The 16,522-nt window shown below is 69.6% G+C and carries 17 protein-coding genes; 6 read left to right on the top strand and 11 right to left on the bottom strand.

Features of this window, described 5'->3' with window-relative positions:
* Nucleotides 1–32: 32 nt before the first annotated feature.
* Genes ACZ6O0_RS21705 through ACZ6O0_RS21695 form a run of 3 tightly spaced genes read right to left on the bottom strand, consistent with a single transcriptional unit; the run spans nucleotide 33 to nucleotide 3,514 of the window.
* Nucleotides 33–950, bottom strand: a complete 918-nt coding sequence (locus ACZ6O0_RS21705) for a carbohydrate ABC transporter permease (RefSeq protein ID WP_465766762.1) — start codon at nucleotides 948–950, stop codon at nucleotides 33–35.
* The gene (locus ACZ6O0_RS21700) at nucleotides 947–1,891 is read right to left on the bottom strand and encodes an ABC transporter permease (RefSeq protein ID WP_465766761.1); all 945 of its coding nucleotides are present in this window, start codon (nucleotides 1,889–1,891) and stop codon (nucleotides 947–949) included. The genes ACZ6O0_RS21705 and ACZ6O0_RS21700 overlap by 4 nt, the downstream gene beginning before the upstream one ends.
* Nucleotides 1,892–3,514 (bottom strand): type 2 periplasmic-binding domain-containing protein, encoded by a 1,623-nt coding sequence (locus tag ACZ6O0_RS21695; RefSeq protein WP_465766760.1) that lies wholly within the window; start codon nucleotides 3,512–3,514, stop codon nucleotides 1,892–1,894.
* Between the two features lie 47 nt (nucleotides 3,515–3,561).
* On the opposite strand from ACZ6O0_RS21695, the gene ACZ6O0_RS21690 reads away from it, so the two are divergent.
* Genes ACZ6O0_RS21690 through ACZ6O0_RS21680 form a run of 3 tightly spaced genes read left to right on the top strand, consistent with a single transcriptional unit; the run spans nucleotide 3,562 to nucleotide 6,324 of the window.
* A complete protein-coding gene (locus tag ACZ6O0_RS21690; RefSeq protein ID WP_465766759.1) occupies nucleotides 3,562–4,635 on the top strand; it encodes a sialidase family protein in 1,074 nt (357 codons plus the stop codon).
* 14 nt (nucleotides 4,636–4,649) lie between these two features.
* Nucleotides 4,650–5,585: a dihydrodipicolinate synthase family protein gene (locus tag ACZ6O0_RS21685; RefSeq protein ID WP_465766758.1), complete on the top strand. Its 936-nt coding sequence runs from the start codon at nucleotides 4,650–4,652 to the stop codon at nucleotides 5,583–5,585.
* A 28-nt stretch (nucleotides 5,586–5,613) separates the two neighbouring features.
* On the top strand, nucleotides 5,614–6,324 hold the full coding sequence (locus ACZ6O0_RS21680; protein WP_465766757.1) for a FadR/GntR family transcriptional regulator: 711 nt from the start codon (nucleotides 5,614–5,616) through the stop codon (nucleotides 6,322–6,324).
* On the opposite strand, the gene ACZ6O0_RS21675 is transcribed toward ACZ6O0_RS21680, so the two are convergent.
* The 4 genes from ACZ6O0_RS21675 to ACZ6O0_RS21660 all read right to left on the bottom strand — a co-directional run bounded on the left by ACZ6O0_RS21675 (nucleotide 6,313) and on the right by ACZ6O0_RS21660 (nucleotide 11,299).
* Complete coding sequence (locus ACZ6O0_RS21675; protein ID WP_465766756.1) at nucleotides 6,313–7,953, bottom strand: DNA repair helicase XPB; 1,641 nt, start codon at nucleotides 7,951–7,953, stop codon at nucleotides 6,313–6,315. The two genes, ACZ6O0_RS21680 and ACZ6O0_RS21675, sit on opposite strands and share 12 nt — an antisense overlap.
* A 46-nt stretch (nucleotides 7,954–7,999) precedes the next feature.
* On the bottom strand, nucleotides 8,000–10,285 hold the full coding sequence (locus tag ACZ6O0_RS21670) for a helicase-associated domain-containing protein (RefSeq protein WP_465766755.1): 2,286 nt from the start codon (nucleotides 10,283–10,285) through the stop codon (nucleotides 8,000–8,002).
* Nucleotides 10,286–10,385: 100 nt separating this feature from the next.
* Nucleotides 10,386–10,520 carry a hypothetical protein gene (locus ACZ6O0_RS21665; RefSeq protein WP_465766754.1) on the bottom strand — a complete coding sequence of 45 codons (135 nt, stop codon included), beginning with the start codon at nucleotides 10,518–10,520 and terminating at the stop codon, nucleotides 10,386–10,388.
* Nucleotides 10,517–11,299 (bottom strand): GNAT family N-acetyltransferase, encoded by a 783-nt coding sequence (locus ACZ6O0_RS21660; protein WP_465766753.1) that lies wholly within the window; start codon nucleotides 11,297–11,299, stop codon nucleotides 10,517–10,519. The genes ACZ6O0_RS21665 and ACZ6O0_RS21660 overlap by 4 nt, the downstream gene beginning before the upstream one ends.
* 105 nt (nucleotides 11,300–11,404) lie before the next feature.
* On the opposite strand from ACZ6O0_RS21660, the gene ACZ6O0_RS21655 reads away from it, so the two are divergent.
* On the top strand, nucleotides 11,405–12,178 hold the full coding sequence (locus tag ACZ6O0_RS21655; RefSeq protein WP_465766752.1) for an alpha/beta fold hydrolase: 774 nt from the start codon (nucleotides 11,405–11,407) through the stop codon (nucleotides 12,176–12,178).
* On the opposite strand, the gene ACZ6O0_RS21650 is transcribed toward ACZ6O0_RS21655, so the two are convergent.
* The gene (locus ACZ6O0_RS21650; RefSeq protein ID WP_465766751.1) at nucleotides 12,165–12,542 is read right to left on the bottom strand and encodes a DUF427 domain-containing protein; all 378 of its coding nucleotides are present in this window, start codon (nucleotides 12,540–12,542) and stop codon (nucleotides 12,165–12,167) included. The genes ACZ6O0_RS21655 and ACZ6O0_RS21650 overlap by 14 nt on opposite strands.
* A gap of 58 nt (nucleotides 12,543–12,600) precedes the next feature.
* On the opposite strand from ACZ6O0_RS21650, the gene ACZ6O0_RS21645 reads away from it, so the two are divergent.
* Both ACZ6O0_RS21645 and dmpI read left to right on the top strand, forming a co-directional pair.
* The gene (locus tag ACZ6O0_RS21645) at nucleotides 12,601–13,473 is read left to right on the top strand and encodes a LysR family transcriptional regulator (protein WP_465766750.1); all 873 of its coding nucleotides are present in this window, start codon (nucleotides 12,601–12,603) and stop codon (nucleotides 13,471–13,473) included.
* A complete protein-coding gene (dmpI, locus tag ACZ6O0_RS21640) occupies nucleotides 13,439–13,744 on the top strand; it encodes a 4-oxalocrotonate tautomerase DmpI (protein ID WP_465766749.1) in 306 nt (101 codons plus the stop codon). The genes ACZ6O0_RS21645 and dmpI overlap by 35 nt, the downstream gene beginning before the upstream one ends.
* An 18-nt stretch (nucleotides 13,745–13,762) precedes the next feature.
* On the opposite strand, the gene ACZ6O0_RS21635 is transcribed toward dmpI, so the two are convergent.
* The 3 genes from ACZ6O0_RS21635 to ACZ6O0_RS21625 form a co-directional block, all read right to left on the bottom strand.
* Nucleotides 13,763–14,539 (bottom strand): metallophosphoesterase, encoded by a 777-nt coding sequence (locus tag ACZ6O0_RS21635; protein ID WP_465766748.1) that lies wholly within the window; start codon nucleotides 14,537–14,539, stop codon nucleotides 13,763–13,765.
* A gap of 19 nt (nucleotides 14,540–14,558) precedes the next feature.
* Nucleotides 14,559–15,794 (bottom strand): Nramp family divalent metal transporter, encoded by a 1,236-nt coding sequence (locus ACZ6O0_RS21630; protein WP_465766747.1) that lies wholly within the window; start codon nucleotides 15,792–15,794, stop codon nucleotides 14,559–14,561.
* Nucleotides 15,795–15,863: 69 nt separating this feature from the next.
* Complete coding sequence (locus ACZ6O0_RS21625; protein WP_465766746.1) at nucleotides 15,864–16,478, bottom strand: SIMPL domain-containing protein; 615 nt, start codon at nucleotides 16,476–16,478, stop codon at nucleotides 15,864–15,866.
* Between the last annotated feature and the right edge of the window lie 44 nt (nucleotides 16,479–16,522).

Below are 16,522 nucleotides of genomic sequence, written 5' to 3'. Positions count from 1 at the left end.
CGACCGTCACGCCGCTGCGACAAGTCCGAGGCCTAGCCCTTGACGGCGCCGGTGAGCACCCCCTTGGCGAAGTGCCGCTGGAGGAACGGGTAGACCAGCAGGATCGGCACGATCGAGACGACCAGGATCGCCATCTGGATCGACGCCTGCGGCGGCAGCAGCTCGGTGCCGAGCTCGGCGCTGCCGAGCTGGGTGTCGTTGATGACGTACGTGCGCAAAACCAGTTGCAACGGCCACAGCTTGGAGTCGTTGAGGTACAGCAGCGCGGAGAAGAAAGCGTTCCAGTACGCGACCGCGTAGAACAGGCCGATCACCGAGAGCACCGCCTTGGACAGCGGCAGCACGATGTAGCAGAACGTCTTCAGCTCACCCGCGCCGTCGATCCGGGCGCTCTCGGTGATCTCGTTCGGCAGGTTCATGAAGAACGCCCGCAGGACGACGACGTTGAACGCGCTCACCATCGTCGGCACGATCAGCGCCCAGATGCTGTCCAGCAGCCCGACCCCCTTGACGGTCAGGTACGTCGGGATGATGCCGGGGGAGAACAGCATGCTGAACAGGACCACCAGCAGGATCGGCCGCCCGGCCGTGAACCCGGGCCGGGACAACGCGTACGCGAGCAGGCAGGACACGGTCAGGCTCAGCACCGTGCCGACGATCGTGACGAAGATGCTGACGAACAGCGCCCTGGTCACCACCCCGCCGGCGAACAGCGACTCGTACGCCGCGAAGTCGACCGACTTCGGGAGCAGCACGAGTCCGCCCGACTCGTTGATCTGCTTGTTCGGCGCGACGCTGGTCGAGATCACCCCGACGAACGGGATGATCACCACCGCGCAGAACACCAGCAGGACCACGCCCTTGAAGACCCGCATCGGCCAGGAGGGCATCGGCACGCCCTGCACGATCTTCCGCGGCGCGACCCGGCGCGACACGACTGCCTGCGTCATCGGTTGTACACCCCTTGCTCGCCGAAGATGTGGGCGACCTTGTTCGCGGTGAGGACGAGGACGACGCCGACGATCCCCTTCACCAGGCCGACGGCGGCGGCGACGCCCCAGGCGCCGCCGAGGACGCCGTTGTTGTAGACGTAGGTGTCCAGCACCTCACTGACGTCCCGGCCGACGGCTTGCTGCTGCAGGATGATCTGCTCGAAGCCGACGGTCAGCGAGTCGCCGAGCCGCAGGATGAACAGCAGGATGATGATCCCGCGCAGGCCCGGCAGCGTGACGTGCCACAGCTGTTTCATCCGGCTCGCGCCGTCCACGCTGGCCGCCTCGTACAGCTGCGAGTCGATCTGGGAGAGCGCGGCCAGGAACAGGATCGTCGCCCAGCCGGTGTCCTTCCAGATGATCTGCGAGGTCAGCAGGACGTGGAACAGCTCCGAGTTCCCGATGATGTCGATCGTGGCCAGGTCGTGCGACCGCAGGTAGTTGTTCAGCAACCCGCTGCCGCCGAGCATCTGCTGGAACAGCGCGACCACGATCACCCAGGACATGAAGTGCGGCAGGTAGAGGATGCTCTGCGCGATCCGCTTGATCCGCTCGGAGAACAGTGAGTTCAGCAGCAGGGCGAGCAGGATCGGCGCCGGGAACACGAACACCGACTGCAGGCTGGTCAGGATCAGCGTGTTCTTCAGGGCCCGCAGGAACGTCGGGTCGCCGTTGAAGATCACGCTGAAGTTCGCCCAGCCGGACCAGTCGCTGCCGCCGATCCCGAGGAACGGCTGGTAGTCCTTGAACGCGATCACGTTGCCGAGCAACGGCACGTAGTGGAACGCGATGATCAGCGCCGTCCCGGGCAGCGCGAACAGCAGCAGCACCCGGTCCCGCAGCAGCCGCCGGCCGAGGCTCAGCTGCTGCCGCGGTCGCGTCCTGGTTCGTTGCAGCATCTACTTCCCTGCCGTGGCTGTGAGAGCCTGCTCGAGCTCGGTGCGGATCTTGTCGCCACCGGACGACTTCCAGGTCTGCACGCCCGCGGCCCAGTCCGAGACCGGCTTCTTGCCCTGCACGATCTGGCTCTCCAGGTCGTTCATGGTCTTCGTGAGCTGTGCCTGCTTCTTCGACAGGGTGTCGGAGTACAGCCCGTACGACGCGTCGTACACGAGCCGGTCCGCGATCTTCTGCTGGATCGCGTACTGCTTCTGCGGTACGTCGGGCTTGCCGGCCCAGTACAGCGCCAGCGTGCTGTCGCTGATGTACTGCAGGCCGATGCCGGTCTCCACGACTCCGACCTTGGTCGGCACCGGATCCGTGCCCTGCAAGGTGTAGTGCCGGCCGGCCACGCCGTACTTGCGGAACATGTACTCCTCGGTGCCGAACGGCGCGGCCATCCAGTTCGCGATCTTCAGCAGCGTCTCGGCCGAGTGCTTGCTGTCCTTGCTGAACGCGGTCACGTTGTTCAGCGCCGAGCCCATCCAGGGCTTGCCCTCGCCGCCGTCGAAGCCCGGGACGTCGAGCATGTTCACCGCGAACGCGTCGCCGGCGGTGTTGTCGGAGTAGTACTGGTTCCAGGCGACGAAGCTGTCGTAGTCGAACGCCGCGATGCCGCCGTTGAACCACTGCTTGCGGGCGCTGGCCTTGTCGTTGAACGCGTCCGGGTTGATCACGCCGGCGGCGACCATCTTGCGGGCCGCTTCGAGCGCGTCGGCGTTCGCCTCGTGCTCGTAGACCGAGGTGAACTTGCCGCCCTCTTCCTTCCAGACGTTCGGCAGGCCGAGCATCTGCCGGATGGCCGAGGTCGGCACCCGGGTCCAGGCCCACTTGTTCTGCTTGGCCGCGGTCATCTCCTTGGCCAGGTCGAAGAACTCCTCGAAGTTCTTCGGCGCCGGGTTCTTGATCCCCTTGGCCGCCAGCAGGTCCTCGCGGTACAGCGCCAGTGAGGTCCGCGACATCCCGCGCGGCACCGGTACGCCGTAGATCGCGCCGTTGAAGACGCAGCCCTTCCAGTACTCGGCCGGGATGTTGGCCAGGAACGGGTACTTGCTCACCGCGTCACCGGACAGGTGCTCGCTCAGGTCCATGCACTTGGCCTTCACCAGGCCCGGGATCTGCGCGGTGTCGGTCGGGATGTTCAGGATGTCCGGCAGGTCGCCGCCGGCGATCCGGGTGGCGAACTTGTCCTTGTACTCGTCGTTGGACGCCATGCTGATCTGCAGCTCGGAACCGAGCCGCTGGTTCAGCGCCTGCCAGAACTGGTTCTTGTCCATGGCCGGCGGGATCGCGCCGGGGATGTTGGTCAGGAACGTGATCGGCTTGCCGTCGCCGGGCACGTCGGTGATCGCCTTCACCGGGTTGGCCGGGTATCTGAGGAACCCGTCCAGCACCACGTCGCTGCCGGGCAGGTCGGGCTTGATCTCGCCGTACTTCGTGTACGTCGGCAGCTTCACGGCCGCGTTCGCCGCGGCCGCGGTCTTCTTGTCCGAAGCACACCCCGCCAGCAGCGGCGTACCCGTGACCGCGACAGCGGCGGCGGCCAGGCCGCCGCCGAGGAATGTTCTTCTGCTGACTGGCATGAGGCCTCACTTCCATCGGAGGCCCACACCATGACATAGTACGTCCTATGTCATCAAGAGTCGGCGCGGTGGAAATCGCCGGACCGGTGTTCGATCCGGCCGGGAGCGGCTGTCACACGTTCCGGATCCCGTCCGTGCTGGCGCGGGGCGAGCTGGTGCTCGCCTTCTGCGAGGGACGGCTGCACGGATCCGGTGACGCCGGCGAGATCGAGGTCGTGCTGCGGCGCTCGCCCGACGCCGGACGGACCTGGCTGCCGCTGCAGGTGGTGTCGGCCGTGCCGGGGAAGACGTGTGGCAACCCGGTGCCGGTGATCGACCCGGCCAGCGGCGACATCGTGCTGGTGACCGTGCAGAACGGCGCGGATGCGGTGGAGATGTCGGTTGCCCGCGGCACCGATCCGGAGTCCGGCCGGCGTGTGTTCGTGCAGCGGTCCGCCGACGACGGGGCAACCTGGAGCCCGACGGTGGAGATCACCGCGCAGGTCAAGGGGGCCGACTGGGGCTGGTACGCGACCGGGCCGTGTCACGGGATCGCGTTGACCAGTGGGCGAATCGTCGTTCCGGCCAATCATTCGTTCGTGCCGTCCGAGCCCGTTGACGACCTGATCCGGCTGAACGGCGGGCACTGCATCGTCAGTGACGACGGCGGGATCACGTGGTCGATCGGCTTCGTCGATCGCAACGACGGCGCCGAGATCAACGCGAACGAGACGGCCGTGGCCGAGCTGCCCGACGGGCGGTTGTACTTCAACGCCCGCAACCATCAGGGCACCGGACCGGCGCGGGTGCACGCGTGGTCGTCCGACGGCGGTCTGACCCTCGATGCGCCGTACGCCGGGATCCCGGAGATCACCGCGCCCGGGATCCAGGGCAGCGTGCTCGCCCTGCCCGACGGACGGCTGCTGCTGTCGACTCCGGTGAACCCGACGAGCCGCCGTGAGCTGACCGTCTTCGTGAGTGCGGACTCCGGTCAGACGTGGAAGCCCGCCCTGGTCGTGCATCCCGGCATGGCCGGCTACTCCGATCTGGTGCTGCTGCCTGACGGCTCGGTCGGCATCTTCTACGAGGCCGGTGAGACGTCCTCGTTCGCGACCCTGCGCTTCGCCACATTCGCCCTCTGACGTTGGGAGACCCCTTGACCGACCCCGCCCAGTTGACCGGCGTCGTACCGCCGCTGGTCACGCCGCTCACCCCCGAGTACGACGTCGACACCGCATCGCTGGCCCGGTTGATCCAGTACCAGCTGACCGGGGGTGTGGACGGGGTGTTCGTGCTCGGCACCTCCGGCGAAGGCACGTTCCTGACCGACGAACAGCGGCAGGTCGTGCTGGAGACGACTGTGGCGGAGGTGTCGGGGCAGGTGCCGGTGCTGGCCGGTGTGATCGACACGTCGACCGCCCGCGTCAGTGCGCACGTGTCGGCTGCGTTGAAGGCCGGCGTCGACGGTCTGGTCGCGACCGCGCCGTTCTATGCCGCCACGCATCCGGCGGAGATCGAGCGGCACTTCACCCGGCTGGCTTCACTGGCCGGGGATACGCGGCTCTATGCCTATGACATCCCGTCGCGAGCGGGGACCAAGCTGCCGGCGTCGCTGATGATCTCGCTCGGGCAGCAGGGCGTGATCGCCGGGGTGAAGGACTCCAGCGGTCAGGAGACATCGCTGCGTCAGTTGGTGCTCTCGCGCCGGGATGCGGCGTTGGACGGGTTCGCGATCATGACCGGGTCCGAGGTGACCGTCGATTCCGCGCTGGCTTTCGGCGTGGATGGCGTCGTGCCGGGGTTGGGGAACGTGGATCCGGCCGGGTACGTGCGGTTGTTCGACGCGGCCTCCGCGGGGGACGCGGCGGCGGCCCGGGCGGAGCAGGACCGGTTGTTCCGGTTGTTCGAGATCATCACTGTGGCGGACCGGTCGCGGATGGGCGCTTCGTCGGCGGCCCTGGGTGCGTTCAAGGCGGGGCTGCACCTGCTCGGTGTGATCGACTGTCCGGTCACGGCGTACCCGTGCATTCCCTTGGACGACACCGAGATCGCCGCGATCCGCCCGCTGCTGGACCGCGCAGGATTACACTGACGGGTCCTATTCCGAAGGAGGGACCGGCGTGACAACGGGTGGGCTCGGCCGGGCACGAGGTGCGGCGGGGAATCAGTCCTTCATCCGCGACCAGATGAAGTCGTACATCCTGGAGCGCGGGCTGAAGGCGGGTGATCCGCTGCCCAACGAGCAGGAGCTGATGGCGCAGCTCGGCGTCGGGCGGCACCCGTTGCGGGAGGCGATGAAGGCCCTGCAGGCGGTCGGGATCATCGAGATCCGGCACGGATACGGGACGTACGTCGGCGAGGTCTCGCTGCAGTCGCTGGAGGACGGGCTCGCCTTCCGGATGTCGCAGTCGATGGCCGGCGACCTCCGTGACGTGCAGAACGTCCTGGAGGTCCGCCAGGCCATCGAAGTCGGCCTGGCCGACGACGTCGTCGCCTACTTCAGTTCCCACGGGTACGACGACCTCGAGCCGATCGTCCAGCGGATGGAGGCCAAGGCGGCCGCCGGCGAGTACTTCCCCGACGAGGACTGGGCCTTCCACCAGGCGCTGTACGAGCCACTGGGCAACGCGCTGGTGATCGACCTGCTCAGCGTCTTCTGGCGGACGTTCGCCCAGGTCGACGCCCGCCTCCCCGGTGCCCGCTACTCACCCGCCGACGCCGCCGCCTGGCACCGCGACCTCCTGGTCGCCCTGGGCTCCGGCGACCCCGACTCCTTCGCCCGCTCGATGAAGAAACACTTCAACGGCATCCACACCCGCCTAGGCGAATAGGTTCTCCGCGTCGACGATCGTGTAGGCATAACCTTGCTCGGCCAGAAAGCGCTGCCGGTGGGCGGCGAACTCGGCGTCGACGGTGTCGCGGGCGACGATCGAGTAGAACCTCGCCGTGCGGCCGTCGCCCTTGGGGCGGAGGACGCGGCCGAGGCGCTGGGCCTCTTCCTGGCGGGAGCCGAAGGTGCCGGAGACCTGGATCGCGACGGACGCCTCGGGCAGGTCGATGGAGAAGTTCGCGACCTTACTGACCACCAGCCGGGTGATCTCGCCCTTGCGGAACGCGTCGAACAGGCGCTGGCGCTCGCGGACCGTGGTCTCGCCCTTGATCACCGGGCACTCCAGCCGCTCCGCGAGCTCGTCCAGCTGGTCGATGTACTGACCGATGACGAGCAGCGGCTCGTCCGCGTGATGCTCGGCGATCTGCCGTACCAGCCGGGACTTCGCCGGCGTCGACGCGGCCAGCCGGTAGCGGTCCTCGGGCTCGGCGGTCGCGTACACGAACCGCTCGCTCTGCTCCAGGTCCACCCGGACCTCGATGCAGTCGGCCGGCGCGATCCAGCCCTGCGCCTCGATGTCCTTCCACGGTGCGTCGTACCGCTTCGGGCCGATCAGCGAGAACACGTCGCCCTCGCGGCCGTCCTCGCGGACCAGCGTCGCGGTCAGGCCGATCCGCCGCCGGGTCTGCAGGTCCGCGGTCATCCGGAAGATCGGCGCCGGCAGCAGGTGCACCTCGTCGTACACGATCAGGCCCCAGTCGCGGGCGTCGAACAGCTCCAGGTGCGAGTACACGCCCTTCCGGCGCGTGGTCATCACCTGGTACGTCGCGATCGTCACGGGCCGGATCTCCTTGCGGGCACCGGAGTACTCGCCGATCTCCTCCTCGGTCAGGCTGGTGCGCCTGAGCAGCTCGTCCTTCCACTGCCGCGCGGACACCGTGTTCGTGACCAGGATCAGCGTGGTCGCGGAGGCCTGCGCCATCGCCGCCGCGCCGACGATCGTCTTGCCGGCACCACAGGGCAGTACGACGACGCCCGAGCCGCCGTGCCAGAACGAGTCCACCGCCTGCTGCTGGTACGGGCGCATGTCCCAGCCGTTCCGAACCAGCTCGATCTTGTGCGTCTCGCCGTCGACGTACCCGGCCAGGTCCTCGGCGGGCCAGCCGAGCTTCAGCAGCGTCTGCTTGAGGTGACCGCGCTCCGACGGGTGCACCAGCACGGTGTCGTCGTCGATACGCGCGCCGAGCATCGGCTTCACCTTCGCGCTGCGCAGCACCTCCTCCAGCACCGGCCGGTCGGTGGTGACGAGCACCAGGCCGTGCTGTGGGTGCTTCTCGAGTCGCAGCCGCCCGTAGCGGTCCAGCGTCTCGGCGATGTCGACCAGCAGCGAGTGCGGCACCGGGTAGCGGCTGTACCGCAGCAGGACGTCGATCACCTGCTCGGCGTCGTGCCCGGCCGCCCGCGCGTTCCACAGCCCGAGCGGCGTCAGCCGGTAGGTGTGCACGTGCTCCGGCGCCCGCTCCAGCTCAGCGAAGGGCGCAATCGCCTTTCGGCAGTCGTTCGCGTCCGGATGTGCAGTCTCGAGCAAGAGTGTCTTGTCCGACTGAACGATCAAAGGCCCGTCCGTCACCTACAGCTCCCATCGTCGCCCCGACCTTCCATTGTGCCTCAGGGGGTCAAAGGACCGGCCGTGCGGTGGAGATGCGGTGCAGGGCGTAGGTGCGGGGCTGGTCGGTGGCGTCCTCGTAGGCGGTGAGCCAGCCGTCGGCGACCCGGACCGGTTCGACCACGCGCTCGGAGGCGATGCCGTTGTGGTCGACGTACGAGATCCAGGTGCGGCTGTGGGACTCGGCGGCGTTGCTCAGGATCGCGATGGTCTCGGCGGGCGCGGCCGGCTCGATGAGCCCCTCGTCGGCGGGACGGTCGGCGGCGATGCGGTCGCCGGCGCGGACCTTCTCGATCACGGCCTTCACCTGGTCGTCGGTGAGGTCGACCGGGTTGTCGACGAAGTCCCGGCTGGTACGACGCCGGGGCGCCTCACCTCGCCGGGCTGCCGCACCGGTGACGTGGACGACGCCGTCGAACGTCTCCGCCAGCGGCGACAGCCCCGCCTCCCGCAGCCGGCTCAGCACCATGTCGGGAGGCGACGGTGACACGACCACGGTCGGCGCCAGCCGGCGGAAGCGGACACCGGGCAGGTTCGAGCTCAGCAACTGCGTGAGCACGTCCTCGTCATCACAGCGCAGGTACGTCGACGCCGTACCCATCCGGAGTACGCCGTGCCGCCGCGCAACGTCATCGATCAGGTAGGTGAGCGGCTGTGGGACCGGTGTGCGCGAGTGCTCGGCCAGCCACTCGTGCAGCTGATCAGCGGTCCGCCCGAGGTCGAACGCACGCCGCACCGAGCTCTCGCTGAACCGATAGACCGCCGCGCCACCGTGTGACTCCACATCGGCCATCGCGGACAGGTCGTCCTGCACAGCGCGCACCAGCGGACCGGGAGCCACCGCGGTCAGGTCGGCCTGCAACAGCACCTCAGAGACAGGCTCCGGGACCAGCGCGCTGATCGCCTCGGCCAACTCGTCGGCCGTCGGCTCCGGCTCCAGCAGGGGCCGCGCGTGCGCCGCGAACGCACCCAGTCCGGTCAGACCGAGCAGTGCGGCCTCGGTGACCGTCCACTCGACCAAATCGTCGCGGAACTGCCCACCACGCCGCGGCCGATGCCACGCGACCCAGGTGACCACCGACTCCGTGGCAGGCGCCGTACCCGTGCCGGCCTCGGCGAGCGCCTGCAGAGTCAGCACTCGGACCTCTGGCGCGAGCAACCGCTCCAGATCCGGGGCGAGCGCGTTGATCAGCCGCTCACGCGCAGCCGCGGTCGCGCCACCACTGTCGCGTCTGCCGATCAGTCCGATCGCCCGCATCCCACCGAACCAGGCCGTGACCAGCTGGGCCCATCGATGCGCGAGGTCAAGCTCCAACCAGTCGTCGTACGCGCTGGTCGGCAGCCACAGCTCGCTGGTCCCGACTTCCACGGCCGCCACGAGTCCAGCGGCGTACGCGATCTCCAGAACCGCACCGGCGGTTTGCTCCTCCGCACCGACCTTGCCGGCCAGACTGCGCAGGTCACGCACACCAATGCCACCCGTGCGCAGCACTGGCGGCGGCTCGGCGCCGAGCTGCTCCATCGCACGATCGACGAGCCGCACCAGGTCCAGCGCGGCCCCGGCCGCGGCCCGGTCGGCGATCGCGGCCGACACCTGCTTCCCGTCCAACGGCGGTGGCACCGGCCGGGTCGACGCCAGCACCCGCCCGCCCCGCAGGTGCAGCCCGATCTGCCGCGGCAGGACCACGGTGTTCGCATCCTTGGGTACGACGAGGCCGCGCGCGAGCAACCGCTCCACGGGGGTCCGGGCGGAGGCGATCGTCACCGGCCGCTCGGCCTTCTCCACCGACCCGGTCGGCGGTCCCCAGGTCAGCTTGTCGAGCACCTCACGCGCATCCGGGCCGGCGTCCTCGATCAGCTTGTCCAGATCACCGAAGTGCCTGGTGGTGACGGGACCGAGCCCGGCCGGCGTGGGCCCGAGCAGCTCGTGAACCGCGCGGATCGGCCGCAGATCGTCCTCGGAACCCCAGACCAGCGCCAGATCCAGCAACTCGGTCACCCTGGGCCGGACCACGTCGACCGGTTGATCCACTCCAGCGGCCAAGGCAGCCAGGTCCACCGGCTCCGGCAGTGCGGACAGCGCCTCGAGCAGGTCCACGCCAAACTCGTCCAGCCGGTTGATCGCGCGCGCCGCGGAGGCGTTCGTCGTCGCCCGCGCCGCCAGTTGGCCGGTGTCCGCGGGGATCGGGATCGCCAGGTCCGGGCGGCGCTGGAGCAGGTGACCGAGCGCGGCGTCGTCCCAGGTACGCAACGCCTCGGCGAGGGTACGTGGGCGGTTCCGCTCGGTTGTGCTCATCCCTCCAACGGTACGGCCCGATCCCCAATGACCACCAACCGTTCCCCCAGATCGTCCAGGATCCGCGCGATCGTCTCCCCCTGCGCGCTCTCCGGCCCGATCACCACCTGCTCGACACCGTCCAGAAGGCCGTGCCGCGGCCGAGGCGTTCCCGGAGGAGGCGGGCGGTCGTGGACTTGCCGGAGCCGGAGTTGCCGCGCAGTACGACGAGGCGGGAGCTCGGACTGCCCGTCACTCCGCTGCCCCGGCGCTCCCGATCCGGTGGAAGCCGACGCGCTCGTAGATGGCCGCGACCGCCGCCGACTCCGCCGAGAGCAGGACGAGGTCGACCCCGGTCGCGAAGGCATGCTCGACCAGAACGGACGTGACGGCCGCACCCAGGCCCTTGCGTCGCATGGACGGCAGCGTACCGACGCCGACGATCTCGGTGGCGGACCCGACGGGCTGGTGCTGCCCGCTGGCGACCATGCCCTCGTCGGTGAACGCACCCGCGCCCACGGTCACGCCTCTGAGTACACGGTCCAGCACCGCGGCGATCATGTCGTCCGCCACCCCGGCCGCCTTGGCGTCACGCTCGGCCGGTCCGGCCACGCCCACCGCCGTGCCCGGGTCGCCGAACGCGAGCCCCGCGACCGCCCGGGCCTGCCGGAGCACGGCCTCCTCGGCGGGCAGGATCTCGCAGCGCGCATCCGCCTTCGCCGGGCGGAAGTCCTTCGGCTCGAGCACGAGCAGCGGATGCTCGACCACGGTCAGTCCGGCCGCGGCCGCCGCCGGTCCCAGCGACGGACAGGTCTGGACGACCCACTCGAAGCTCAGCGGGATCCCGAGCTCGGCGCAGCGGGCGCGCACAACCTCGACATCGGCCGGCTCGATCGTCGCGCCCGAGCCCGGCGTCGGGCGGGCGTAGTACGGCCAGACCGTCGTACTGCGGAAGAGGGTGAACGGCCCGACCTGCTCGGGAACCGAGCCGGACAGCGGGACCGCGTGGAGGTAGTCGTCGACTCTGCTGATCATCGCGACGCATGTAATCACCCCGGCGGGGTCCGCGCCAGGGATTATGTCGAAGTTCGCTCCTCGGCTCCGACGTCCCTGCATCACCCGACGATGTGGAGGACGGACATGGAGAAGGTCAGCTCGGCCGACGGTACGACGATCGCCTACGAGCGGCTCGGGAGCGGTCCGCGGGTGATCCTGGTCGCCGGCGCACTGTGCGACCGGCACGCGCTCCGGCCACTGGCCGGCGAACTGGCCCGCGACTTCGACGTGGTGACCTACGACCGGCGCGGCCGCGGTGACTCCGGCGACAGTACGTCGTACTCCGTGCAGCGCGAGGTGGACGACATCGGGGCGCTGCTCACCGCGGTCGGCGGTACGGCGGCCATCTACGGGCACTCGTCCGGCGCCGGGCTGGCGGCGATCGCGGCGAGCACCGGGCTGCCGTTCACCAAGGTCGTGCTGCACGAGCCGCCGTACGGGCCGGACGACGTCGACTCGGACGAGGACGGCGGGCAGGTGCTCGAGCTGCTCGGCGAGGACCGCCGGCAGGAGGCGGTCGAGCTGTTCCTGATGATGGCGGGCATGCCGCAGGCGGCGGCGGTCGAGACGGCGGCGGTTCCGGGCGTAGCGGATCTCGCGCCGACGCTCGCGTACGACTTCGCCGTGATGGGTCACGGCGCGCCCGGCGGACGGACCCCGGTCGACCTGCTCCGCACGATCAAGCGGGACACGCTGGTCGTCGCCGGGACCGCGTCACCGCCGTTCATGGTCGACGCGGCCCATCGCGCCGTCCAGGAACTGCCGGCCGCCGAGCTGGCCGAGCTCGCCGACCAGGATCACGTCGTACCGCCGGAGGTTCTGGCGCCGGTGCTGACCGAGTTCCTCAGTCGGCGATGATCTCGATCGAGACCTTGTCCGGGTAGAACGCCACGTGCTCGCGGATATCCGCGACCGCGTCGTACGGCTGCTCGTAGGTCCACACCGCGTTCACCCCGTCTGCCCCGGCGGGGAGGACGCTGTAGTACGACGCGTCGCCCTTGTACGGGCAGTAGGTCTGGTGCTCGGTGCGCTCGAGCAGCGTGAGGTCGACGTCCTTGCGCGGGATGTACTGCACCGCGGGGTAGCTCGCCTCCTGCAGCGACAGCGCCTCGCGGGTGTCCGCGATCACCTGGTCACCGACCTTCACCACGACCCGGTCGGGATTCTTTCCCACGGTGATCGGGTGGTCCGGCCCGGGAATCTTCACAGTCTTGTCCGCCATACCTTCCGACAACCCGCCCCGCCCCGGACCCATTCCCCGAATCCGCGATGATCGTGGCATGGAGCTGCGGCAGATCCAGTACTTCGTGACGGTCGCGGAGGTCCTCAACTTCGGGCGAGCCGCCGAGCAGCTCGGGATGGGTCAGCCGGGGGTGAGTCAGCAGATCGCGCGGCTGGAGCGTGAGCTGGGCGTGCTGCTGTTCGACCGCTCGGCCCGGGCGATCCGGCTGACCGAGGCCGGTCAGCGCTTCCTGCCGGCCGCTCGCGCGGTGCTCGTGTCGGTCGACCAGGCCCGCGCCGCCGCGATCGGCCTGCCCGGTCAAGCCTTGCGCCTCGGCACCAGCACCGGGCTCGGTGAACGGCTGGAGACGGTGGTCGCCGAGCTCGCCGCCAAAGGTGTGCAGGTCGAGCTGGTCAGTACGTCGACCCGCGCGCGGCTGGACCGGGTCCGGGGCGGCCAGCTGGACGCCGCCTTCGTCCGCGGACTGGATGAGGCTGCCGGTCTGGAATTCATCCCGCTCTGGCAGGACGCGCTGCTGATCGCGTTGCCCGCAGCCGTGGCGCCGGCCGGCGAGGTGTCGCTGCAGGAACTGAGGGCGTTGCCGCTGCGGATCACCTCACGACGGAACAACCCGCCGCTCGTCGACCTGCTCATGTCCGCCTGCGCGGCGGAGGGGTTCGAACCCGTGCTCGGGCCGCGCTCGAACAGCCTGCAGGACACCCACGCCGCGATCGGCGCCGGGTCGCCCAGCTGGACCGTGATCTACGAGTCGCACGCCCAACTGCTCCGGGAGGGCCGCGTGGTCTTCCGCCGGCCGCGGCCGCGGCTCGCACTGACCACGAGCCTCGCCGTCCCGGCCGGGACCACGGTCGGCGGCGACCTCGGCGTATTGCTCGATGCCTGCCGGACGGCGTCCGATCAGTTCGAGTGATAGCTGCGGATCGGATCTGTGTCTCGTTCGCGGGCACGCCCGCGACTGGAATGGGGACGGCAAAACCCCACGGAGAGAGGAAGATCCGATGCCCGTCGTCACCGTTCTGCAAGGCCCGCGGACCCCGGAGCTCAAGCGTGAGCTGGTCCAGCGGATCACCGACGCGTTCGTCGACAGCCTCGGCGTACCGGCCGAGAGCGTGCAGGTGTGGATCCAGGAGACCCCGCCCGAGAGCTGGGCCGTCGGCGGAACGCTCACCGCCGACAAGTAGCCGGCATGGGCCTGGTGGTCAGTCCGCGGTGAGGTCCTCGAGCTCGACCACCAGGCAGGGGCCGCCGTCGAAGACGCCGCCGTCGATGCCGAGCGCCAGGCCGTCGGCGTACAGGTGCGGGCCGGTGAGGAACTCCGGGTCGATGCCGAGCTGGTCGGCGACGATGCTGTGGCCGTGCACGATCCGGTGACCGCCGAGGTGGTGCAGGATGATGCGGGCCACCTCCGGTCCGCTCGCGCCGCGGAACGCGTACCGCGACGTCATCCGGCGCCAGATCTCCCACCACACCTCGATGTCGTCGGAGTGCAGCTCGGTCCGCGCGGTGGCGTTGATCTGGTCGATCGTGTCACCCCACTCGACGTACTCCGCCGTGTCGGAGTGCATCAGCAGGTGCCCGGCGTCCAGCCCGAGCATCGGCCGGTCGAGGAGCCAGGCGACGTCGTCGTCGGTGAGCAGTTCCTGGTCCCGGTCCTGACCGCCGTTCAGGGCCCAGGACCGCTCGAAGCTGCGGGAGCTGAGGCCGTCGTGCGGGACGAACGTACCGCCGAACTTCCGCATCCCCAGGGCGAGGATCTCGTGGTTGCCGAGCAGCACGGTGATGGCGCCGTCCGGTGCCTGCCCGATCAGCTGCCGGACGAACCGCAGCACGCCGATCCCGTCCGGGCCGCGGTCGAAGAAGTCGCCGAGGAACCAGAGCCGGTCGTCCCCGCCGGACCAGGTGCCCTCGGCATCGATCAGTCCCGCCTCCCGCAGGGACGCCTCGAGTTTCTCCGGGTGGCCGTGGATGTCGCTCACGGCGAACACCCGGGTCACGTCATCCCCGCAAGGTCAGCACGATCAGTACGACGTTGAGCGCCGTGACGGCGGTGGCAACCAGGCATGCGGTGAGAGTAGTCGCCCGGCGGTTGACAAGGTCGCCCATGACGCGCCGGGACGCGGTCAATCGGACCAACGGCCACAGGGCGCACGGGATGCCGAAACTCAGCACGACCTGGGAGACCACCAGCGCCCGGCTCGGGTCGATGCCGATCGCGAGGATGAGCAGCGCCGGCAGCAGCGTGATCAGCCGGCGGACCGCCAGCGGGACGTGCCGGTGCCAGAACCCTTCCAGGATGACGGATCCGGCGTACGTCCCGACCGAGGACGACGCGAACCCGCTGGCCAGCAGGGCGAGCGCGAACAGCAGCGCGGGGAGCTGGCCGAGCCGGTCACCGATCGCGGCGTGCGCGGCGTCCAGTGAATCGGCGCCGGTGCCGTTCAGCGCGGCCGCGGCGAGCACGACCATCGCCAGGTTGACCGCGCCGGCCAGGGCCATCGCGACGGCCACATCCATCCGGGTGGCGCGCAGGATCCGGGACTTGCCCTTGTCGGTGCGGATGGACTTCCAGTGCCGGTCGGTGACCAGCGCGCCGTGCAGCCAGATCGCGTGCGGCATCACGGTCGCGCCGAGCATGCCGGCCGCCAGCACCAGCGACTCGGTCCCGTCCAGCCGCGGCACCAGACCGCCGATCACACCGGCCGCGGACGGCTCGGACTTGACGGTCGACACCACGAACCCGACCAGGACGACCGCGAGCAGCCCGATGATCGCCGCCTCGAACGGCCGCTGCCCGCGCTTGGACTGATAGATCAGCAACCCGAACGACACCGCGCCGGTGATCGCACCGCCGAGCAGCAGCGGGATCCCGAACAGCAGGTTCAGCGCGATCGCGCCACCGACCACCTCGGCCAGGTCGGTCGCGATCGCCACCACCTCGGCCTGCGCCCACAACCCCGTCGACGTGGACCGGCGGAAGTGGTCACGGCACAGCTGCGGCAGCGTCCGCCCGGTCGCGATACTCGCCTTGGCGGCCAGATACTGCACCAGCACGGCCATCAGGTTCGCCCCGACGACCACCCAGCACAGCAGGTACCCGTACGTCGCACCCGCGGCGATGTTGGTCGCGAAGTTTCCCGGGTCCACATAGGCGACGGCCGCGACGAACGCCGGCCCGAGCAACAAGAGCCCGGACCGATTCAGTTGCCGCCGCAGGGGCGCCGGTGCGTACATGGAAAGCAGTCTCCATGACGCGAACGGCAACGCAACCCCTGTTCTGGTTTTGAGACAGGCGTTACACCGTCACGCCCAGGAGAACTGGACCTCCAGGGAAACCTCGACGGTGTGGTCGCCGGGCACGATGGTGACGGCGGAGTCGAAGGCCTTCGCGGACTGCTCGACCCACCCCCGGATCGGGGCGTGGCTGTAGCTCTCGGAGATCGAGGTGACCGAGCCGAGCGAGTAGCCGGCCAGCGCCGCGAGTTCGCCCGCCTTGGCGCGGGCCTGCGCGAACGCCAGCTCGCGGGCCCGGACGAGCAGCGGTTCCTTGTCCTCCACGTCGAACTGGAGTCCCTGCAGGCCAAGGCTGTTGCCGACGGCATCCACCGCCGCGGAGAGCAGCCGGCCGAACCCGGTCAGGTCCTTCGTCGTCACGGTGATCGAGTGCGACGCGCGATAGGCCGCGGCCGTCCCCGGCTCCCGGTACTCCTGGTAGACGTTCACCGAGGTGGTCGCGAGCGCGGAGTCCTCGACGCCCTGCTCCCGCAGCGCCGCGAGCGCCGCGTCCGAGCGCTGACCCACCTGCGCCACCGCCGCGGCCACGTCCGGCGCGACATGCTCGACGCTCAACGACACCCGCAACACATCAGGCGCCGCACTGACCTGCCCCGACCCGACAACCCGCACCCCTGTCTCCATAGCGGTCAGTTTGACATCACCTGGTGTCGGTCTGGGGGTCATCC

The organism is Kribbella sp. NPDC048837, assembly GCF_055586945.1.
This window is presented reverse-complemented; position numbering and strand designations above follow the sequence as displayed.